We start from the raw sequence: 21,853 nt of genomic DNA, 5'->3' as shown, positions 1-21,853 counted from the left end.
GGGATGAACTGTGGTTAAGAAAGAAAAAGGGATGACAGGAAAACAAAAAGCAGCACTTCTGCTCATATCCCTCGGTCCGGAAGTGTCAGCAGCAATTTATAAGCACTTGAATGAAGACGAAATTGAGCGCCTAACGCTTGAAATTTCAGGTGTCAAAAAAGTTGAGGCAACCGTGAAAGAAGAAATTATCGAAGAGTTTCATCACATAGCACTTGCTCAGGATTATATCTCGCAAGGCGGTATAGGCTACGCGAAAACTGTACTTGAAAAAGCACTTGGTAAAGATCATGCGCAAGCAATTATCAACCGCTTAACATCTTCATTACAAGTGCGACCTTTCGATTTTGCTAGACGTGCTGATCCATCACAAATTTTGAATTTTATTCAAAACGAGCATCCGCAAACAATTGCGCTTATCTTGTCTTACTTAGAGGCAGAACAGGCTGGACTGATTTTATCGGCATTGCCACAGGAGATGCAGGCGGATATCGCGAGAAGAATTGCGACGATGGACTCAACTTCACCAGAGGTCATCAGTGAAATCGAAGCGGTACTTGAGAGAAAACTATCTTCAACCGTAACGCAAGATTACACGGAAACTGGCGGCGTCGATGCAGTCGTCGAAGTGCTTAATGGAGTCGACAGGACAACAGAGAAAACGATTCTTGATGCACTTGAAATTCAAGATCCCGAACTTGCAGAAGAAATTCGAAAACGCATGTTTGTCTTCGAGGATATTGTTACATTGGATAACCGTTCGATTCAACGCATTATCCGCGACTGTGAAAATGAAGATTTAATCCTCTCGCTGAAGGTTTCTAGCGAAGAAGTGAAAGAAGTCTTGTTCAGGAATATGTCCCAACGGATGGCGGAATCATTCCAAGAAGAGATCGAAGTCATGGGACCTGTTCGATTGAAAGATGTCGAAGATGCTCAATCTCGTATTGTGAGCACGATTCGCAGACTGGAAGAAACAGGTGAAATCATAATCGCTCGTGGTGGAGGAGATGACATCATTGTCTAACGTATTTCGTTCATTCAATACGATATTGGAGGATGGAGAAACGAAAGAAATCTCCATTCGGAGCCTTTACGTTTCGCAAGAAGTCGACGCGGAAGTGAGTTTGTCCTTAGAATCCATACTTGTTGAACGGGACCGCTTGTTGAAAGAAGCCAACACGATAAATGAGCAGGAAAAAGAGGCAATTGAACAACTGAGACAAACTGCCACTGAAGATATCTTATCGATGCAAGCAGCCTGGCAGAACGAAAAAACTGTACTTCAACAACAAGCATATGATGAAGGGTTTCAAGTCGGTTACGAAGAGGGGCGTAATAAGTCATTATCGGATATGGCAGCTTCTATTAGTACTGCAAATGAAACGACGGTGTTATCCTATGAAAATGCGCGTCAATATCTTGTGAGCCAAGAACGCATCATTCTCGATCTTGCAATGCTTTCTACAGAGCGGATTATTGGACAAGCACTTCAAGATGATAAGGAAGTTTATTTATCGGTTGTAAAAAGAGCCTTAAAAGAAACGCGTGAAATGAAAGAGATTAAGTTGTATGTTTCTCTAGATTACTTCGAACTTGTATCCGATAATCGTTCTGAATTGGCATCGATTTTCCCGCCGAATGTGCCATTCCTTATTTTTGCAAATGATGATTTTGAATCAAACGAGTGCTATATCGAAACAAATCATGGGCGGATTGTTGTCAGCATTGACGAACAGTTGAATGAACTAAGGGAGAAACTCATCGGTATCATGGAAAGTGGTGATTGACGATGAAAAAAGCAGAGGACTTAATTGCGGTCATTCCAAATATAAAGACTTTTAAAAAGCTTGGACGCGTTGTCCGCGTTGTTGGTTTGATGATTGAGTCACAAGGACCTGAAAGTTCAATCGGTGATGTCTGCCATATCCATTTAAATAATACAGGCAAGGCCGACTCGATTATTAAAGCAGAAGTTGTCGGATTTAAGGAAGAAATCGTCATTCTGATGCCTTACACAAATATCCGTGATATTTCTAGCGGTTGCCTTGTTGAAAGTTTGGGGAAACCGCTTGAAATCAAAGTAGGTATGAATTTAGTAGGGAAAGTGCTTGATTCGATGGGGAACCCAATCGATAACAGCATCCTTCCGAGAGGGTTGACGACTGTTCGGACAGAACAAGACCCTCCTAATGCCCTTACCCGTCCGCCAATCAGCGAAAAGCTTGCGGTGGGTGTCAAGGCGATTGATGGTATGTTGACAGTTGGAAAAGGTCAGCGTGTCGGAATTTTCGCGGGATCTGGTGTTGGAAAAAGTACGTTGCTTGGTATGATTGCTCGTAATACGACAGCCGATTTGAATGTCATAGCACTAATAGGCGAGCGTGGCCGTGAAGTCCGCGAATTCATCGAACGTGATCTTGGACCTGAAGGCATGAGTAGGTCGATTGTTGTTGCTACAACATCGGACCAACCTGCGCTTATGCGTATTAAAGGAGCGTTTACCGCAACAGCAATCGCTGAGTATTACAGAGACAAAGGGATGAACGTCATGCTTATGATGGACTCAGTAACACGGGTAGCGATGGCGCAGCGGGAAATAGGACTCGCTGTCGGAGAACCACCTGCTACGCGCGGTTATACCCCTTCTGTCTTTGCTATCTTGCCAAAATTGCTGGAACGTACGGGCACCAATGAGAATGGATCCATTACGGCATTCTATACAGTACTTGTAGATGGCGATGATATGAATGAGCCAATTGCTGATGCAGTTCGAGGAATCCTGGACGGTCACATTGTACTCGATCGGACACTTGCGAACAAAGGACAATATCCTGCAATCAACGTATTGAAAAGCGTTAGCCGGCTTATGAACCATATTGCGGATCCAGAGCATGTCAAAGCAGCAGAAAGATTGCGCGAACTTTATTACACCTACAATAAATCCGAAGATCTGATTAATATCGGAGCCTATAAACGTGGGACATCTAAAGAAATTGATCAAGCAATTGAATTCGAACCACTTATTACAAACTTTTTAAAACAAGGTTTCAAAGATAATATTTCAATTGAGGACAGTATAGCTGAGCTCGTGGCACTCGGTGCGGGAGGCGGGAACGTATGAAGCCTTATAATTACCGTTTTGATAAAGTACTGACTTTCCGTGAACAAGAAAAAACCGAAACTGAAGTGGAATTTAAAGGGTCAGTCGAGGCATTCGAAACAGTTGCCACTAAATTGTATGACTTGCTGAAAAAGAAAGAAGATACGCTCACCGAACAACAGGTCAAGATGGCGGTCGGTTTTTCGGTTAATGAAATTCATTACTATGCTCGATTCATTAGTAGCTTAGAGAAAAGAATAGCAGTAGTACAACAGCAAGTCGTGCAGGCTCGCTCGAAAATGAATTGGTACGAGAATAAGCTGTTGGAAAAGACGCTTGAAGTTCGAAAGTTTGAAAAGATGAAAGAAAAAGATCGTGAACATCATCGAGCTGAAATGGAACAGCTAGAAGCGATTCAGCTCGATGAATTGTCGACGTTGAAGTTCCGCAGAAGAGAAAATAGGTGATAATGTGGTGAAAAAGACTAAACAAACAGAACGAGTACCAAAGGTAGAACAAGAGGGGAAAAGTAGTGCCTTTCAAAAAATGTTACTTTGGGTACTAATTCCATTGTTATTCACAACGGCACTCGTTCTAATCATTGCGAAATTCGCAGATGTCAACGTATTCGACAAGGCGAAAGAGTTGACTGGTAATTTACCGTTCATCACTGAAAAGAAAGAAGAAGATCCTATAGCAGGTGATTTGGTCCTCGAAGAGAGGGTCGTGACGATGCAGGCGGAAATTCAAGAGAAAGAAGCCCAACTATTCAAGGTTCAGCAGGATCTCGATAAATCAGCTACTGAAAATGAAAAATTGCTAATTGAACAAGAGAAACTCCTTGACGAAATTGCGGTGCTAGTGCGCGATAAAGACGACTCCAAACGGAAATTTAGTGATATCGTAACGACATTTGAGCAAATGTCTGCAAAATCTTCAGCACCTGTCATTACGAAAATGAGCGATGCTGAAGCAATACGAATTTTGACGAACTTGAAATCGGATACACTTGCTTCGATTCTGGAAAAAATGTCGCCGGAAGATGCGGCGAAATATACGACGATGATGACCAAGTAATTGGGACTTTATACAGCTGCTTTTGAAGGGAGGTGAATAAGTGAACATCGCATCATTACAAGCAATGGTTGGGATGAACGTGCAGACTTCGTCGAATAATGTTCAGTCAGGTCAGCAAGCAACAAATTCATTTGGATCGGTTTTCAGCAGTATCGCTGGAAATGTCCAATTAGCTGTCGCTCCTGTACAGGAACTGACTGTCAGCGGGATAACCGATGAATCGATAATGGCAATTTTTAATGCAACTTCTATTGAAGAGCTTGGGACTGCTATTAAAGACCTAACAGATGGCGAAAGTAAACTAGATTCAATTTCTAATCTAGGTAATCTAGAAGAGCTTGCAAGTCTACTCAATCTTGAACCGAAACAACTGATTGAAAGCTTGATTCAACTATTAGAACAAGCAGGTCTTGACGAAGAGGAATTGTCAGCAGTAGCCAATACGAATGACTTTTGGACGGTATTGAACGCCATTGATAAAGTGGCTCCACAGTTTTTCGCTCAATTGACAGATGCGCTTGAAGGGAAAGGCGAAATATCGAAACAACAGGCAATCGAATTATTGACGTTGCTTAAAACAGCAGAACTTACCGCGCCGAAAATCGATTTGCTTTTGAAGCAGGAACAGCAAGTATTTACACTACAAGGCTATCTTGCAACAACAGGTGAACGTTTCGAAAATGTCCTTAATTCTAGCAGTTCAGCAAAGAATGGCATGGTACAATTGATAGAGTCGAAAAACATAGTCCGATTTGTCGTTCCAGTAGATGCCGCTCGAACTTTGACAGATGATGGAACTATGGAAAAAGGTTCAGAATCATCGCCTAGCACGGTGAGTACCAAAGATGCATCGCAACAAGTTGTAAGTAGTGCATTAGGCACTGTTGTAGCAACTAAAGGTGAACTTACACTTACTGAAGTGGAAAATCGTACGAATGCACGAAATGAAGCCTTGATTAAAGAAATGCAAACTATTTTCAAACGTGCGAATTTCGGTCAAGCGGACGGAACGAACCGCCTTCTCATTAAACTTTATCCTGAACATCTGGGACAAATTCGAATTGAATTGCTACAGGTAAATGGCATCATGACAGCACGGATTCTTGCATCCACTGCACTCGGTAAAGATATGTTAGAAAGTCAGTTGCATCAGCTAAGAAGCGCTTTCCTTCAACAAAATCTGCAAGTAGAACGAATCGACGTTTCTCAAACATTGCAAGATACAACCAAAAACGATCGCGACCAAGCGTTTAATCAGCACTTTAGAAAAGAAGGACAAGAAACAGAAGAGCAACATGAACAAAACGATGAAGAAGAAATGACGTTTCAGGAGTATATGATTGATTTGGGGGTATAACGAATGGCAATTGAAGGACAAAAAGCGATTTCAGGAACGGATTATTTAGTCAATAAAAAGCGGGATGAGCGTAAAACTGGCGATGGAGTTATGGGTAAAGATGATTTCATGAAGTTACTCATCGCCCAATTACAAAACCAGGACCCGACAAATCCGATGAAAGATAATGAGTTTATCGCACAAATGGCTCAATTCTCGGCACTTGAACAGACGATGAACTTATCGAAGTCCTTTGAAAAGTTCGCGGAAGCACAAGGTCAATCACAACTCATTCAGTACAACAGTTTTGCCGGTAAAGAAGTCCGTTGGCATGAACTAAGAGTTGATGATAAAGGTAATTCGGTTGTAGGTGAAGATGGAAAACCTATCGTAGATGAAGGGACCAATCGTATTGTGTCCGTCAAGTATGACAATGGTTCTGTCAAATTCATTATGGATGACGGCAAAGAATTGACACCAGGTAATATTTCAGAAGTAATGTCTGGTTCAAGTGGAACGAACAGCCTTGTTGAAGCGAGCATGCTAATCGGCAAGAAAGTCGGCTATATGGACGGTGAAGAAGAGAAGATAGGTATAGTCGCTTCGGTTTCCAATAAAGATGGAAAACTGCAATATATCTTAGAAGACGGTACCCGCATTGACGGTAAAAACTTTACATCGATAAGCAAATAACAAAGAACGGAGCGATTGTATGGACAAACTAAACCTCCATCGTATTCCATCACAGCCGCTTATTCGTCAAGGACAGGCACTGGCATCAACACCAAGCCCAAAGCAATCGTTTCTCGAACATCTGAACAAAGCGGTGCAGCCTGCTGAACTTAAAATAAGCAAACACGCATCAGAGCGTTTGGCAGAACGAAACATCCAGATATCGGATGCTGAGTGGGCACATGTTACTGAGAAGGTGAACGAGGCAAAGTTAAAGGGAATTAAAGAATCGCTCGTTTTGATGGACCAGGCAGCACTTATCGTAAGTGCAAAGAACTCTATAGTCATTACAGCGATGGATCGCATAGAAGCGAGAGATCAATTATTTACGAACATCGACGGCACAATTGTGCTTAGTTAAAATTCGGCAGGACCTTTATGGATGCCAATAACCGCTGACTGATAGATGCGGTTACGCTTTTTAAAATCGAAAGGGGAAAAATATAAATGTTACGTTCAATGTACTCAGGAATTTCAGGTCTACGAAACTTCCAAACAAAACTAGATGTAATTGGTAACAATATTGCTAACGTTAATACGTATGGATTTAAAAAAGGTAGAACGATTTTTAAAGATTTGATTTCCCAGACGGTTGCAGGGGCTTCCGGACCAGGAACGACACGGGGAGGAGTTAATCCAAAGCAGGTTGGACTTGGCTCGCAAATTGCTGCGATTGATACCATTCATTCAGCTGGATCTACTCAATTTACAGGAAATACATTGGATTTAGCTTTAGCGGGAGATGGTTTTTTCCAAGTGGGTCAAAAAACGGCTGGAGGTATTGATAATATTCAATATACAAGAGCAGGAAATTTTTATATGGACGAAAATGGAACATTAGTTAACTCGGATGGGCTTTATGTTGTTGGAATTCCTAGTATTAATGGTGCTGATGCGGTAGTTACTCCTTCCGGAAATCCACTATCTGTTCCAACTACGAATTTAGGGACGATTACTATTCCTACAACTGCACAAAGTATGAGCGTTGGGCAGGATGGAAAAGTAACATATGTGGATGACGCAGGTGTTCTTAAATATGCTGGAACTCTAATTTTAGCTAAATTCCCTAATCCAGGTGGATTGAACAAAAGTGGTGGAAATAATTTCAATAGTTCACCAAACTCCGGAACAGCAATTTTAAACACATCCACTACATCAGGTATTGGAACAATCAACTCCGGTTTTCTAGAAATGTCTAACGTTGACCTTGCTGAAGAATTCACTGAGTTGATTGTCGCACAACGTGGTTTCCAAGCAAACACGCGGATTATCACAACATCCGATGAAATCCTACAAGAACTTGTTAACTTGAAACGATAACTAATCACAACACAGGTAATCTAACATAGCTTCACTAGAAAAGGAGGGTCGGGCCGGCTCTGTGCCCGGCCCCTTACATATGATACGAGTTACGCGTCTAAATAAAACCGAATTTACATTGAACGCGCTGTACATAGAGAAAGTCGAGTCATTTCCTGATACGACGATTACTCTTACGACAGGAACGAAATATGTTGTCCTTGATTCGGCTGTCGAGGTGAATAGCCGTATTATCAAGTTTTATAAGGCGGTCCAGTTATTATCAAATCCGCATATTTGGAGTGAAGAAGATGAAGAATAAAGTGCTGTCGGTATCTCTTATTATACTAGTTTGTATCACACTTATCGGCGCAGTTATACTCATTCTCGTTATGCAGCTGAATAAAGGTGATGAAGTAAAAGAGCCAACAATTGATGAGATTATCGAATCATCAGTTGATATAGAAGAAATTACGACAAACCTTGGCAATCAACAATTTGTACGACTCACTTTGAAAATCCAGACAGATAATAAGTTGGCTGGAGAAGAACTTGCAAAAAGGGACTTCCAAGTGAAAAATATTGTTATCCAAGAACTTTCCGAGATGACGTCGAAAGACCTTGAAGGGAAAGCGGGAAAAAAGGCATTTGAGGATGCCTTGAAAGCACATCTCAACCCACTAATGCAAAATGGGGAAGTTCAAAAAGTCTATATCGTATCTTACATTATTCAATAACTAGTCAAGTTGAACAAATGAATACCCATATTACTATATAAACTGGGCGAGAGGCACCCCCTAGCGCCGCAACGGATTCAATTGAATTCACCTATATAGTCAAGTAGTTACACTAGAGTCTGATAGCGGGAGGTGACCATATAATGGCCGGGGATATATTATCCCAAAGTGAGATCGACGCATTATTATCTGCGATTTCAACAGGGGAAATGTCTGCAGAAGACATGAAAAAAGAAGATGAGACACGGAAAGTAAAAGTCTATGATTTTAAACGTGCCCTTCGATTTTCTAAAGATCAGATTCGCAGTTTAACGAGAATTCATGAGAACTTTGCAAGACTATTAACAACGTATTTTTCAGCACAACTACGAACGTATGTCCAAATTAGTGTTGCATCGGTTGATCAGATTCCGTTCGAGGAATTTATACGTTCAATACCGAATATGACCTTAATTAATATTTTTGAAGTTCCACCGTTAGACGGTAATATCCTGATGGAAGTAAATCCGAATATTGCTTATACGATGCTCGATCGAATGATGGGTGGGGTTGGAGAAAGTCCGGGAAAAGTCGATAATCTGACTGAGATTGAATTGAAGATTATGACAAACTTATTTGAACGTTCATTTGACAATTTACGCGAGGCATGGTCAGGAATTATTGATATCGACCCATTCCTAACAGAGATTGAAGTCAATCCTCAATTCCTTCAAATGATATCGCCGAATGAAACGGTCGTCGTTATCTCTTTCAATATTATCATCGGAGAATCTAGTGGAATGATCAATATCTGTATTCCACACGTCGTTCTTGAACCAATCGTTCCGAACTTATCGGTACGTTATTGGATGCAGACCAACAAGAAAGAGCCTACGACAGAGCAAAGTATGGTTATTGAAAAACGTTTAAAACAAGCTCCTTTGTCTGTTATCGCGGAACTTGGCAATGCAGAGATGACAATTGAGGATTTCCTCTACCTTCAAGCGGGGGATGTCGTAAAGCTAGACCGTAAAATTGATGATCCACTCGTTATAAACATTGGTGGTATTCCTAAATTCACGGCACAGCCGGGGCAATTGAAAAATAAGATGGCTGTTCAGATAATAGATACAAAGATCGGAGGGGATGAAGATGATGAGTGATAATATCCTTTCGCAGGAAGAAATTGAAGCATTACTTCGTGGGGAGCCTTTGTCGACCGATGAGCCTAAGGACTCCACCACTCAGGGAATAATTACTGCAGATTATTTAGACGATATGGAAAAAGATGCACTTGGTGAAATTGGTAATATCTCTTTCGGTAGTTCTGCAACAGCATTATCTGCATTGCTCGGACAGAAAGTTGAAATAACGACGCCGACTATATCAGTTGTGGATAAAGAAGCTTTAGAAGTAGAATTCATTCATCCATATGTGGCCATTAAGGTAGACTATACAGTGGGTCTTAGCGGTATGAACTTACTTGTTATAAAACAAAGCGATGCAGCGATCATTGCGGATCTTATGTTAGGCGGCAATGGTTTAAATCCAAATACAGACCTTGGTGAAATCCATTTGAGTGCGGTCCAAGAGGCGATGAATCAAATGATGGGTTCTGCGGCGACTTCGATGTCGACTTTGTTCAATAAAAAAGTCGACATTTCACCGCCAACAATTGACTTGATGGACGTTCTTGAAGACCAAGGACGGGATCTTATTCCCGAAGATGATTTAATGATTAAAGTATCGTTTGCACTTAAAGTAGGCGATCTGATTGATTCAAACATTATGCAATTAGTTCCACTAGGATTTGGGAAGAAATTAGTTGCCTCTCTCATGGGTGGTGATGCAGAAGAGGAAACTGCGGCAGTTGCCGAGATGACTCGACCAACAGAACAGCAATCCACTCCTATCCAACAGCCAGCACATCAACAACAAGTGCAGCAGCAGTCGTACGAACAAAATGGTTATGACCATGGTAAGCAGCAACCGGCTTATGACACACAATACGGACAGCCAGCACCGCAACAGCAGATGCAAATGCGTCCGCAACAACCGCAGGTACAAGTACAGCAGGCACAGTTTGCCAACTTTGAAAGTCCATCTTTAAATAAGTCAGAGTCCAATAACTTGAACATGCTCCTTGATATACCTTTACAAGTAACGGTCGAACTTGGCAGAACAAAGCGTTCGGTTAAGGAGATTTTGGAAATGTCGAGCGGTTCCATTATTGAATTGGACAAACTTGCGGGAGAACCGGTTGATATATTAGTAAACAACCGCCATATCGCAAAAGGGGAAGTTGTCGTTATCGACGAAAACTTCGGGGTACGAATCACAGATATTCTAAGCCAAGCTGAACGTTTAAATAATTTAAGATAATTTAACGGGGGTAATGATAATGAGTAGACGTATATTAATAGTAGACGATGCAGCTTTCATGCGAATGATGATAAAAGATATTTTGACAAAAAACAATTTCGAAGTGGTTGGTGAAGCAGCAGACGGTGTACAAGCTATTGAAAAGTATTTCGATTTAAAACCTGATCTAGTCACAATGGACATTACTATGCCTGAAATGGATGGTATTGCAGCTTTAAAAGCAATAAAAGAAAAAGACCCCGCGGCAAAAATCATCATGTGTTCAGCAATGGGGCAGCAGGCAATGGTAATCGATGCGATTCAAGCTGGTGCAAAAGACTTTATCGTCAAACCATTCCAGGCAGATCGTGTTGTTGAAGCAATCGAAAAAGCATTAGGATAATCGAAGGATGAAATTAACGATTGTACAAAAATTCTTGTCAGCTTTTATTCTACTTATCTTCCTAGTAACTCAATTGCCATACGTCTCCGTTCACGCAGACACCAACACTGATCCGAATAAACCGGTGTCCGAACTATTTAACAAAGAACCGGAAAAGGGTACCAGTACGGACACCGATGAGGACGCTATAACACCGCCCGCTGAAGATCTCACTACGGACAAGGCGGGTGTCGGTTCCTCAGCGGGGGACTACATAAAAACGTTATTCGCTTTAGTGTTCGTCCTTGGATTATTATTTGGTCTATTGAAATTCGTTAATCGGAAAAATAAGCTCTACGATAAAAATCGACTTATGAAAAACATGGGTGGTATTTCGCTCGGACAGCATAAATCGATTCAACTGGTCGTCATAGGCGAATCCTATTACCTTATCGGGGTCGGAGACGATATCCGATTGTTAAAAGAAATTACGGATCCCGATGAAATTGACAAACTAGTTGAATTCTACGCGGGTGATAATAGTACGGAGATAGTATCCGGGATGCTTAATCGGATTCTTGCTAAAGTAGCGGGTAAATCGAAAAGTGACTCGAATGTGAAAACGGAAGAATCACCCGATTTCAGTACTGTTTTTCAATCAAGGATTGAGGAGATGAAAGAAGAGAGAAAACGGCATATCAGCCGGTTGACAGAAAAGGAGCGCAACCGCGATGAATGATATTGCTCAGTTTTTTTCAGACAGTGATCCGTCAAATGTATCGACATCTATCAAAATGATGCTACTTTTGACTGTATTGTCCTTAGCGCCAGCTATTCTAATTTTAATGACTTCTTTTGCAAGAATTGTCATCGTTCTGTCATTCGTCAGAACGGCACTTGCAACGCAACAAATGCCTCCAAACCAAGTAATTGTTGGACTAGCACTGTTCCTGACGTTTTTCATCATGGCTCCAACGTTTCAGCAAGTGAATGATCAGGCTCTTACTCCGCTATTTGCGGACGAGATTTCGCTTGAAGAAGCTTATGAAAAGGGAAGTATCCCACTTAAAGAATTTATGAGTAAGCATACTCGGCAGAAGGATTTGGAGTTATTCCTTCGCTACAATAAAGCGGATCGACCTGAATCACTTGAAGACATTTCACTGACAATGTTAGTTCCTGCGTTTGCTTTGAGTGAAATTAAAACTGCATTCCAAATGGGTTTTATGATCTTCATACCATTTTTAGTTATCGATATGATTGTAGCGAGTATCCTTATGTCGATGGGGATGATGATGTTACCACCAGTCATGATCTCGTTACCGTTTAAAATATTGCTATTCGTCCTTGTTGACGGATGGTATCTCATTATCAAATCATTGTTGCAAAGTTTTTAGGAGGGGTTTTGAATGACACAGGAATTAGTCATAGAGATAGCTGAGCGTGCAATCTGGATCATTCTTTTAACTTCAGGCCCACTCCTTATTCTTGCACTAGTGTCGGGACTTGCCGTCAGTATATTTCAGGCAACAACACAGATTCAAGAACAGACACTAGCGTTCGTGCCAAAGATTGTTGCTGTTCTAGTAGGGATTGTCATTTTCGGTCCATGGATGCTAGCAAGGGTTACAACGTTTTCAGCGGATATCTTTGAGAATCTTGGACGGTATATCGGGTGATTAAATGGAAGAACTAGTCCCTTCATTAGCTGCATACTTACTTATCCTGACTCGAGTTACTGCATTTTTTGTTACACTGCCACTATTTTCTTATCGTGCAATACCGTCTACTCAGCGTATCATATTTGGTGCTTTGCTTGCGTGGGCGATGGTCTATACAGTGGACATGCCTGTACTGGAGATTAATGGTGCGTATCTATTGTTAGTCGTGAAAGAGGCAATGACAGGATTATTCATTGGAATCATCGCGTTCATCGTTATGTCTGCCATTCAAATCGCTGGCGGTTTTATCGATTTTCAAATGGGATTTGCAATTGCGAACGTTATTGATCCGCAAACTGGAGCGCAATCTCCACTTCTTGGTCAATTTTTTAACTCGTTGGCCATTCTATTATTACTGGCGTTAAACGGCCATCATATGCTCTTGGATGGTATTTTTTATAGCTACCAATTCATCCCGGCAGATCAACTTTGGCCGGCCTTTGGTCAAGAGGGAATGGTTGATTTTGTCATTCGGACTTTTGCAACCTCGTTTGCAATCGCCTTTCAAATGTCGATTCCAATCGTCGCAACATTATTCCTCGTCGATTTAGCACTTGGAATCACTGCAAGAGCAGTGCCACAATTAAATATTTTCGTTGTAGGTTTCCCAATCAAGATTGGGGTTAGTTTCATCGTTCTGTTCATTATGATGGGTGTAATGGTTCAAATGATGAAGAAATTATTTGAAGTAATGATTATTAGTATGAGGGACTTGATGTTAATTCTTGGAGGTGGCTAGTATGATGTTGCGGCTAGATCTGCAATTCTTCGCAGGGGAAAAGACCGAAAAAGCCACTCCTAAAAAACGTCAAGATTCTCGAAAAAAAGGCCAGGTTTTAAAAAGCCAGGATGTTACAAGTGCAATCCTGCTACTTGCCGTGTTCCTTTTCCTGTTTTTTGCCGCAGGATTTATGAGGGACCGCTTTTTCGTGTTTTTCCATCAGGCATTCACTGAATATATACCTATATCTAATCTAGATGAGGATCAGGCAATGCTCATTTATGGAGATGTCTTAATCCAAATGGCATTTCTTTTATTACCCGTCATGCTCATTGCGGTAGTTGCAGGGGTGGCAGGGAATCTATTTCAGTTCGGTTTGCTTCTTACAGCTGAACCATTGAAAATGGATTTGAAGAAAATAGATCCAATTAAAGGACTTAAGCGAATTTTTTCAATCCGTGCCATTATTGAATTAATGAAGTCGGTACTAAAAATTTCATTTATCGGAACAACTACAACACTTATCCTCATGTCGAATATCGATAAAGTACTAGGACTGGCATTTAAAAGCCCCTGGGACATATTAACGACGGTCGGGCAACTTGCCGCATTGATGGGAATAACGGCAGCATTTGTTTTGTTATTCATATCAATTCTTGACTTTATGTATCAAAAATATGACTATGAAAAAAATCTCCGAATGTCCAAACAGGATATTAAGGATGAATATAAAAACTCTGAAGGCGATCCCCTTATAAAATCTAAGATCAAGCAGCGCCAACGCGAAATGTCGATGCGACGTATGATGCAGGAAGTGCCCAATGCAGATGTCGTCATCACTAATCCGACCCATTATGCAATTGCACTGAAGTATAAGGATGGGGATATGGATGCGCCCATTGTTGTTGCAAAAGGTGTTGACTTCGTCGCTCAAAAGATTAAATTGATTGCCACTGAAAACAACATTGTCATGGTAGAAAACAGGCCACTTGCCAGAGCGCTCTATGACGATGTTGAAATTGGAGGAAGGATTCCTGAAGAGTTCTTCAAAGCAATAGCTGAAATACTCGCGTATGTATACAGAATTCAACGTAAAATTTGATTTGGGCAATAAGGAAGGATGTAGTTCAATTCCTCCCCTCTGTTGACAAAAGCCTCGGACGTACAGGACGCAAATACACTGAGGCGTATTTGATTAAATAATAGAAAGTAGGGATGACATGCAATTCAGAGATATAGGAGTACTCGCCTCGGTAATCATGATCGTTGCGATGCTTGTCATCCCGCTTCCACCATGGCTTTTAAGTTTCTTGATAATTATAAATATTACACTTGGACTTTTAGTTCTTTTAACTGCCATGAACATGCAGGAAGCGTTACAGTTTTCAATTTTTCCTACCTTATTACTTTTGCTTACACTTTTCCGTTTGGGCCTTAACGTTTCAACGACGCGGGCAATCTTGTCAAACGGAGATGCGGGTGGAGTTGTTGAAACGTTCGGTACCTTTGTTACGGGAGGGAATATCGTTGTCGGTCTCGTTATCTTCGTAATTCTTGTCATTATTCAGTTTATCGTCATTACAAAAGGTGCGGAAAGGGTTTCTGAAGTAGCAGCCCGTTTCACGCTCGATGCAATGCCAGGAAAACAGATGAGTATCGATGCTGACTTGAATGCCGGTATGATTTCTGAAACAGAAGCACGTACAAGACGTGAAAAAGTCAGTAATGAAGCCGACTTTTACGGAGCAATGGATGGGGCAACAAAGTTCGTTAAAGGAGACGCAATTGCCGGTATTATTATCGTTATTATCAACTTACTTGTTGGGATGATAATAGGGGTAGCTCAAATGGGTCTGCCATTCGCAGAAGCTGCGATCCTCTTCTCACAATTGACGGTCGGTGACGGTATCGTTTCACAAATACCAGCCCTCCTTATCTCAACTGCAACAGGTATTGTTGTTACACGTGCCGCGTCTAAAGGGAATTTGGGGTCTGATATTACAAATCAGCTTCTTGGACAGCCCAAACTTCTTTATGTCGCAGCTGTAACAGTGTTGTTACTTGGTCTTGCTACTCCTATTAATGACATATTTACACTTCCGATTGCAATTACACTTGCCGTCGCGGCCTATATAATGTCTAAGAAGGAAGTAGAAGATCCTAAGGAACTGTTGGAGATGGAAGAAGATGTTGAAACGGAAGGTCTTAAAAGTCCAGAAAATGTCGTCAATCTACTTAATGTAGATCCAATCGAATTCGAGTTTGGCTATGGGCTCATCCCGCTAGTTGACGCGACGCAGGGGGGGGATTTACTCGACCGTGTCGTCATGATTCGTAGGCAGCTTGCAATTGAGCTGGGTCTTGTTATTCCGGTTGTTCGTATTAGGGATAATATCCAGTTACAACCAAATGAGTATAGAATTAAGATTAAGGGAAGTGAATTAGCAAGAGGGGAATTACTTCTCGATCACTACCTAGCGATGAGCCCGGGTGGAGATGATTCGATTGAAGGGATTGAAACAATCGAGCCATCATTCGGACTTCCTGCCAAATGGATAACGGAAGATGTTAAAGAAGATGCAGAGATTCTCGGTTATACGGTTGTTGACCCGCCGAGTGTTGTTTCAACGCATTTGACAGAAGTCATTCGTGCGAATGCTGCGGATTTGATTGGCCGTCAAGAAACAAAACAACTTGTCGATCATGTGCGTGAAACATTCCCGATTCTTGTCGACGAGCTCACACCTACGCCGTTATCGATTGGTGAAATTCAAAAAGTACTTGCGAAGTTGTTGAACGAACATGTTTCGGTACGGAACTTGCCAATCATCTTTGAAACACTTGCGGATTATTCGAAATATACATCAGATGTTGACGTCTTAACAGAGTATGCTAGACAGGCTCTTGCAAGGCAAATTACAAATCAGTATGCATCGGCTGGGCAATCGCTTAAAGTGTTAACCGTCTCTGGCAAAGTTGAAAAAATGATTGCAGATAGTATCCAGCAAACGGAACAAGGTAATTATTTATCACTCGACCCACAACATTCCCAGGAAATCCTCGAGTCGATTGCTGGTGAAGTAGAACGTGTCGCATTGATGGATCAATCGCCGGTCGTTCTCTGTACGCCAGCAATCCGCATGTATTTGAGGCAAATAACGGAACGATACTTCCCTCAAATTCCAGTATTATCTTACAATGAACTTGAAGCTTCAATTGAAGTCCAAAGTGTTGGGGTGGTGGATATCTGATGAAAATGAAAAAATATACAGCGGAAACAATGGTAGAAGCCATGAAAAAAGTTCGAATGGACTTTGGGGATGATGCACTCATCCTTAGTTCAAATGTCGTTAAATCTAAAGGGTTTCTAGGACTGTTTAAAAAGAAATCTGTGGAAGTTGTTGCGGGTTTTGATGAACCGGTTTCGAAAATAGAAGAAATTGTTCTTCCACCTACTTCATTGCACGTTGAAAGAGGTGACGATACGTCCGCAGCATTAAAAAAAGAAATGAGCGAAATGAAAAAGATGTTGAAGGATATGCAGCAAGCCGCTACTCATTCCCGTTTTCCGGATGAAGTGAAACCGTTACTTACTCATCTAGAAAAACAGGGATTGTCCACAAATATTATCACTGAGTTGGGTGAGGATCTTTACGATAGGATGAAAGCGGAGAAAAAAGATTTCACAAATGAAGAACAACTACTCATCGTAAAACAACTTCTTGAACGGCAAATCGGTGAATTGCCGTTCGGGGGCATTTCTTTCAATAAAAAGTTCATTAATGTTCTTGGGCCAACAGGGGTTGGAAAGACCACAACTATTGCCAAAATTGCTGCAAGGGCACTTCTTGAAAAGAAGAAGAAGATCGGTTTTATCACCACTGACACGTACCGAATTGCAGCAATTGAACAGCTACGTACATATGCGAACTTGTTACAAGTTCCTGTAGAGATTGCATATAACAGCAAGGATTTCGAACAAGCAATCGAAAAATTGGCTGACCGTGACCTGATATTTATTGATACGGCAGGTCGAAATTACAAAGAGGCTAAATTCGTAGAAGATTTGACACGATTAATCGATTTTTCGCTTGATATGGAATCGTATCTTGTTCTTTCAATGACGTCTAAAGAGGAAGACATGCGAGCAATTATTGAACAGTTCAAGTCATTTTCGGTTGAAAAGTTCATCTTCACGAAAATGGATGAAACCGGTTCAATTGGTCCGATGTTTAATCTTATGAAGGACTATGGTATTGGAACCGCCTATTACACGGATGGTCAGGAAGTGCCGGAAGATATTACCGAGGCAGATAGTACGAAACTGATTTCATTGTTAGTAAAGGGTGCTCATGATGCGTGATCAGGCGGAAACACTTAGGCTCAAGATGCTGAAGTCCCAAGGTAAACTGTCAAAATCGATTGCCATTGTCAGTGGTAAAGGGGGTGTTGGGAAATCGAATTTCTCAACAAATTTCGCCCATGCGCTTTTAGCTAAAGGTAAAAAAGTAATTATCATTGATATGGACATTGGAATGGGCAACATCCACATTCTTCTTGGTATGGCACCGCGGAATAGTTTGACAGACTATTTACTTAATAAGGTAGAAATTGATGAAGTGGTAAATGAAGCGCCGGGAGGTTTGTCGTTCATTTCTGGGGGTTCTGGGCTGGATATGGTGATGGAATGGTCAGCAGCTATGTTCGATAGGCTAATCCAAGCGTTTGAATATTTACAACAAAAATATGATTTTATCTTGTTTGATATGGGAGCGGGGGCAACGCAACGTTCAATCGAATTGATTGTCGCTGTCGATGAAATTATTGTCATTTCGACAACTGAACCAACATCCATCACGGATGCCTATTCCATGATGAAATTTATTTGTTTGCAAGATCCCGATAAGGTATTCAGCATCGTCAGTAACCGTGTTTCAAAGGGGGATGATGGCAATGATGCTGTAACGAGACTTCAATATGCTATGCGTAAGTTCTTAGGAAAAGAGACTAAGATTCTTGGCTTCCTACCTGAAGATCCTGTAGTTCATAAGGCTGTACTTGCACAGGAGCCATTTTTACTGCTATATCCCAAAGCTCCTATATCCCAAAGAATGATGGCAATTGCAGAGTCGTTTGTTAGTCCCAGTTCTGAAGAGGGGTTCAAACAAGGAGAAGGATTCCTCGGTAAAATGAGAAGTATATTTGCGAAAGGGCGTGGATGATTTGAATACAGGCAATCGTAAGAAAGTGTTGGTTGTGGATGATTCGGCATTTATGCGTAAGCTTATATCTGACTTCCTGTCGGGTCATCCGGAAATTGAAGTAATAGGAACTGCACGCAATGGTAAAGAGGCCGTCGAAAAAGTAGAAACTTTGAAGCCGGACGTTGTGACCATGGATATTGAAATGCCAATTATGGATGGTCTCGAAGCGTTAAAAGAAATTATGTCGCGCAATCCATTGCCGATTGTCATGTTGTCGAGCACAACAAAAATTGGGGCGGAGAACACCATGCTCGCTATGGAATACGGTGCAGTTGACTTCGTTGCGAAACCGGGTGGGGCAATATCCTTGAATCTTCACGAAGTGAAGGAAGAAATTCTAGGAAAAGTCATTGCCGCTTCAGAGGTACGGCTGGCTACGCTGACAAGAAAAATTACGGGGCGACGTTTGACACAGGTGATTAGTTCAAACCCAGTTACTAAACCGGTTGGAAAAGTTGCTGAAATACCTACCTTTATCCCTAGTCGGAGTCAGTTAACGAATGTGTCCAAAAATAAGATTCCCAAAACAGGCAAAACATTTGTTATAATAGGCACATCGACAGGGGGACCTAGGGCACTGCAAGAAGTGCTGACGGGTATACCCGCATTAATCGGTGTTCCAATTCTAGTTGTTCAACATATGCCTCCAGGTTTTACAAAATCCCTTGCAGATAGACTGGACGGTCTTTGTGATATTCATGTAAAAGAAGCAGAAGATGGCGAGTTGCTTGAAAATGGTACAGCCTATATTGCACCGGGTGGCAAACATCTTAAAATGATGAAAAAAGGCATGTTCTATTATGTTCGGCTAGATGCAGTGGATCCTCCACGTGCGGGACATCGCCCATCCGTTGATGTTCTGTTGGAGTCAGCTGCCGAGAATACAGAGTTGAACTTTTTGACCGTTATCATGACAGGCATGGGGTATGACGGGAAAAACGGTATGGAAGTGTTACGAAAAAATGGTAAAACAATTACTATTGCAGAATCGGCAAAGACATCAGTCGTATATGGCATGCCAAAAGCAATAAAAGAAGCTGGTTTTGCCGATGAGGTCGTTGACTTACACGATATTTCAGAATCGATTATTGGCATTATAAAGTCTTGAAGGAGGCGTCACGATGGATACAAATCAATACTTGGAAATGTTTATAGATGAGAGTAAGGAGCATCTACAAGCATGCAACGAACATCTGTTGGAACTTGAGAAAAACCCGCTAGATCTTGCCATTGTAAATGAAGTATTCCGGTCCGCTCATACGTTGAAAGGGATGTCGGCAACAATGGGATATGAAGACATCGCCGATCTTACACATATGATGGAAAATGTATTGGACGCAATCCGTAATTCGAAAATTCGTGTTACAGCTGAAATTTTGGATGTCGTTTTTCAAGCTGTCGATTACCTTGAAGAGATGGTGATGGATATCGCCTCAGGCGGGACCGGTAAGAAGGATGTAACCAAACTTGTTGAATCATTGAACAGGATTGAAGTTGGTGGAGCGGTGGTAGCTGAAACTGCAGCAGCTGTTGTACTAGAAGATAAAGTTAGCCATGAAGATTCACTTCGTTATGATGGGTACGAAATGACTGTCCTTAGTCAATCATTTGAGCAAGGATTTAGCGCATTTGAAATTAATGTGAAACTACGAGACGATTGTTTATTGAAAGCAGCAAGAGTGTATATGGTATTTGAAATACTGGAAAAATCCGGTGAAATCATTAAATCAGAGCCCAAAGTAGAACGGCTAGAAAATGAAGACTTTAACGAAACGTTTACAGTGGCGCTTATTACAAAAGAAGATGCGGATGTTTTGAAAGCCAAAGTATTAAAAGTGTCCGAAATTGAAAGCGTGACTGTCATACCTGTTACAACTGATTACTTGATGCGTGATACAGATGAAGAGTCCGCTAAAGAGTCAGAATCGATTACGCCTACTACTATAGATGCAGATGCTAAAAAAGGGAAACGCAACTCAGGCGTACAATCCGGTAATAAAACAATTCGTGTGAATATTGATAGACTCGATGTTCTCATGAATCTTTTCGAAGAGCTGATCATTGATCGGGGAAGACTTCAATCAATTGCAAGTGAAATCCATAACCCAGAATTGAATGAAACGGTCGAACGGATTACACGTGTATCTGGTGACTTGCAAAACATCATCTTGAACATGCGCATGATACCGGTTGAGACTGTATTCAATCGTTTCCCTAAAATGGTCAGGCAGTTGGCACGTGATCTTAACAAGAAAGTTGAACTCGAAATCATAGGAGCTGAAACTGAACTTGATCGAACAGTTATTGACGAAATCGGGGATCCGCTTGTTCACTTGATTCGTAATGCACTGGATCATGGTATCGAAAGTCCGGCTGAGCGTGTTGCCAAAGGGAAGCCTGAAGAAGGTACTGTAACTTTACGTGCTTATCATTCAGGTAATCATGTATTTATAGAGCTTGAAGACGATGGAGCCGGTGTCAATCGTGAACGTGTACTTGCAAAAGCAATTAAAAGTGGCATTGTAACAAAAGAGACAGCTGAAACACTGACGGACCGTCAAGTAGCTGAACTCATTCTGGCATCTGGATTCTCGACAGCTGAAAAAATTTCGGATGTATCTGGACGCGGTGTAGGGTTAGATGTCGTGAAAAATACCATTGAATCGCTCGGCGGGTTTATGTCAATTGAATCGAAAGAAGGACAAGGTTCCTTATTCCAAGTTCAACTTCCATTAACCTTATCAATCATTTCCGTTATGCTAGTAGAATTGAAAAAAGAAGTGTTTGCAATTCCTTTGTCATCAATCATTGAGACGGCTATCATTCAGACTTCTGAAATTATGAATGCGCATAACCAACAAGTTATCGATTTCCGTGGCAATATCATACCACTATTAAATTTGACGGAAATTTTCGAAATACCAGAACAAAATGGTGAGTTGGATGGCTATCAGTCTGTAGTTATTGTCCGTAAAGGCGAAAGATTAGCGGGACTGGTTGTCGATTCATTCATTGGGCAACAGGAAATTGTGTTGAAATCGCTTGGTAATTATTTGCAAAGTGTATTCGCGATATCCGGTGCAACGATTCTTGGAAATGGACAAGTTGCACTCATTGTCGATTGCAACGCATTGATTAAATAAG

General features: G+C 41.4%; 24 protein-coding genes. All 24 read left to right on the top strand.

The features are described from left to right. The first annotated feature begins 10 nt into the window (after positions 1–10). The 24 genes from fliG (at position 11) to ACP8HG_RS10070 (ending at position 21,852) form a co-directional block, all read left to right on the top strand. Positions 11–1,024, top strand: a complete 1,014-nt coding sequence (gene fliG / locus ACP8HG_RS10185; RefSeq protein ID WP_067211247.1) for a flagellar motor switch protein FliG — start codon at positions 11–13, stop codon at positions 1,022–1,024. After that, positions 1,017–1,787: a flagellar assembly protein FliH gene (fliH, locus tag ACP8HG_RS10180; RefSeq protein ID WP_342538744.1), complete on the top strand. Its 771-nt coding sequence runs from the start codon at positions 1,017–1,019 to the stop codon at positions 1,785–1,787. The genes fliG and fliH overlap by 8 nt, the downstream gene beginning before the upstream one ends. A 2-nt stretch (positions 1,788–1,789) precedes the next feature. After that, positions 1,790–3,121, top strand: a complete 1,332-nt coding sequence (fliI, locus tag ACP8HG_RS10175; protein WP_342538743.1) for a flagellar protein export ATPase FliI — start codon at positions 1,790–1,792, stop codon at positions 3,119–3,121. Further along, positions 3,118–3,567 carry a flagellar export protein FliJ gene (gene fliJ, locus ACP8HG_RS10170; protein ID WP_067211244.1) on the top strand — a complete coding sequence of 150 codons (450 nt, stop codon included), beginning with the start codon at positions 3,118–3,120 and terminating at the stop codon, positions 3,565–3,567. Before fliI ends, fliJ begins: the two co-directional genes overlap by 4 nt. Positions 3,568–3,574: 7 nt before the next feature. Further along, positions 3,575–4,177 carry a MotE family protein gene (locus ACP8HG_RS10165; RefSeq protein WP_338655863.1) on the top strand — a complete coding sequence of 201 codons (603 nt, stop codon included), beginning with the start codon at positions 3,575–3,577 and terminating at the stop codon, positions 4,175–4,177. A gap of 40 nt (positions 4,178–4,217) precedes the next feature. After that, on the top strand, positions 4,218–5,534 hold the full coding sequence (locus ACP8HG_RS10160; protein WP_438298583.1) for a flagellar hook-length control protein FliK: 1,317 nt from the start codon (positions 4,218–4,220) through the stop codon (positions 5,532–5,534). A gap of 3 nt (positions 5,535–5,537) precedes the next feature. Beyond that, positions 5,538–6,206 carry a flagellar hook assembly protein FlgD gene (gene flgD, locus ACP8HG_RS10155; protein ID WP_338655866.1) on the top strand — a complete coding sequence of 223 codons (669 nt, stop codon included), beginning with the start codon at positions 5,538–5,540 and terminating at the stop codon, positions 6,204–6,206. Between the two features lie 19 nt (positions 6,207–6,225). Further along, on the top strand, positions 6,226–6,606 hold the full coding sequence (locus ACP8HG_RS10150) for a TIGR02530 family flagellar biosynthesis protein (RefSeq protein WP_438298582.1): 381 nt from the start codon (positions 6,226–6,228) through the stop codon (positions 6,604–6,606). A gap of 86 nt (positions 6,607–6,692) precedes the next feature. Beyond that, positions 6,693–7,565 (top strand): flagellar basal body rod protein FlgG, encoded by an 873-nt coding sequence (flgG, locus tag ACP8HG_RS10145; protein WP_438298581.1) that lies wholly within the window; start codon positions 6,693–6,695, stop codon positions 7,563–7,565. Positions 7,566–7,644: 79 nt separating this feature from the next. Further along, entirely contained in the window at positions 7,645–7,866 is a 222-nt protein-coding gene (locus ACP8HG_RS10140; protein WP_354312475.1) for a flagellar FlbD family protein, read from the top strand. Further along, entirely contained in the window at positions 7,856–8,281 is a 426-nt protein-coding gene (gene fliL / locus ACP8HG_RS10135; RefSeq protein WP_338655872.1) for a flagellar basal body-associated protein FliL, read from the top strand. Before ACP8HG_RS10140 ends, fliL begins: the two co-directional genes overlap by 11 nt. A gap of 143 nt (positions 8,282–8,424) precedes the next feature. Further along, positions 8,425–9,423: a flagellar motor switch protein FliM gene (gene fliM, locus ACP8HG_RS10130; protein WP_067211224.1), complete on the top strand. Its 999-nt coding sequence runs from the start codon at positions 8,425–8,427 to the stop codon at positions 9,421–9,423. Continuing rightward, positions 9,416–10,642, top strand: coding sequence for a flagellar motor switch phosphatase FliY (gene fliY / locus ACP8HG_RS10125; protein WP_338655876.1), 1,227 nt, complete (start codon positions 9,416–9,418; stop codon positions 10,640–10,642). The genes fliM and fliY overlap by 8 nt, the downstream gene beginning before the upstream one ends. A 19-nt stretch (positions 10,643–10,661) precedes the next feature. Continuing rightward, complete coding sequence (locus ACP8HG_RS10120) at positions 10,662–11,024, top strand: response regulator (protein WP_067211221.1); 363 nt, start codon at positions 10,662–10,664, stop codon at positions 11,022–11,024. A gap of 7 nt (positions 11,025–11,031) precedes the next feature. Then, positions 11,032–11,742 carry a flagellar biosynthetic protein FliO gene (locus ACP8HG_RS10115; RefSeq protein ID WP_342538737.1) on the top strand — a complete coding sequence of 237 codons (711 nt, stop codon included), beginning with the start codon at positions 11,032–11,034 and terminating at the stop codon, positions 11,740–11,742. After that, positions 11,735–12,400, top strand: a complete 666-nt coding sequence (fliP, locus tag ACP8HG_RS10110; RefSeq protein ID WP_067211217.1) for a flagellar type III secretion system pore protein FliP — start codon at positions 11,735–11,737, stop codon at positions 12,398–12,400. The genes ACP8HG_RS10115 and fliP overlap by 8 nt, the downstream gene beginning before the upstream one ends. Before the next feature lie 12 nt (positions 12,401–12,412). Beyond that, complete coding sequence (gene fliQ / locus ACP8HG_RS10105) at positions 12,413–12,682, top strand: flagellar biosynthesis protein FliQ (protein ID WP_338655881.1); 270 nt, start codon at positions 12,413–12,415, stop codon at positions 12,680–12,682. 4 nt (positions 12,683–12,686) lie between these two features. Then, positions 12,687–13,463, top strand: a complete 777-nt coding sequence (fliR, locus tag ACP8HG_RS10100; RefSeq protein ID WP_067211213.1) for a flagellar biosynthetic protein FliR — start codon at positions 12,687–12,689, stop codon at positions 13,461–13,463. A gap of 1 nt (position 13,464) precedes the next feature. Beyond that, positions 13,465–14,547 (top strand): flagellar biosynthesis protein FlhB, encoded by a 1,083-nt coding sequence (gene flhB / locus ACP8HG_RS10095; RefSeq protein ID WP_067211211.1) that lies wholly within the window; start codon positions 13,465–13,467, stop codon positions 14,545–14,547. A gap of 118 nt (positions 14,548–14,665) precedes the next feature. Beyond that, positions 14,666–16,696, top strand: a complete 2,031-nt coding sequence (flhA, locus tag ACP8HG_RS10090) for a flagellar biosynthesis protein FlhA (RefSeq protein WP_338655884.1) — start codon at positions 14,666–14,668, stop codon at positions 16,694–16,696. Continuing rightward, positions 16,696–17,808, top strand: coding sequence for a flagellar biosynthesis protein FlhF (gene flhF, locus ACP8HG_RS10085; protein WP_338655886.1), 1,113 nt, complete (start codon positions 16,696–16,698; stop codon positions 17,806–17,808). Before flhA ends, flhF begins: the two co-directional genes overlap by 1 nt. Then, on the top strand, positions 17,801–18,667 hold the full coding sequence (locus ACP8HG_RS10080) for a MinD/ParA family protein (RefSeq protein WP_067211203.1): 867 nt from the start codon (positions 17,801–17,803) through the stop codon (positions 18,665–18,667). The genes flhF and ACP8HG_RS10080 overlap by 8 nt, the downstream gene beginning before the upstream one ends. Beyond that, the gene (locus ACP8HG_RS10075) at positions 18,648–19,817 is read left to right on the top strand and encodes a protein-glutamate methylesterase/protein-glutamine glutaminase (protein WP_422397630.1); all 1,170 of its coding nucleotides are present in this window, start codon (positions 18,648–18,650) and stop codon (positions 19,815–19,817) included. Before ACP8HG_RS10080 ends, ACP8HG_RS10075 begins: the two co-directional genes overlap by 20 nt. Positions 19,818–19,830: 13 nt before the next feature. Beyond that, positions 19,831–21,852 (top strand): chemotaxis protein CheA, encoded by a 2,022-nt coding sequence (locus ACP8HG_RS10070; RefSeq protein ID WP_067211199.1) that lies wholly within the window; start codon positions 19,831–19,833, stop codon positions 21,850–21,852. Position 21,853: the final 1 nt, after the last annotated feature.

This window comes from Sporosarcina sp. FA15 (genome assembly GCF_051550195.1).
GTDB classification, from domain to species: domain Bacteria; phylum Bacillota; class Bacilli; order Bacillales_A; family Planococcaceae; genus Sporosarcina; species Sporosarcina psychrophila.
Note: the sequence above shows the minus strand (reverse complement) of the source record. Positions and strands in the feature narration are given on the sequence as shown.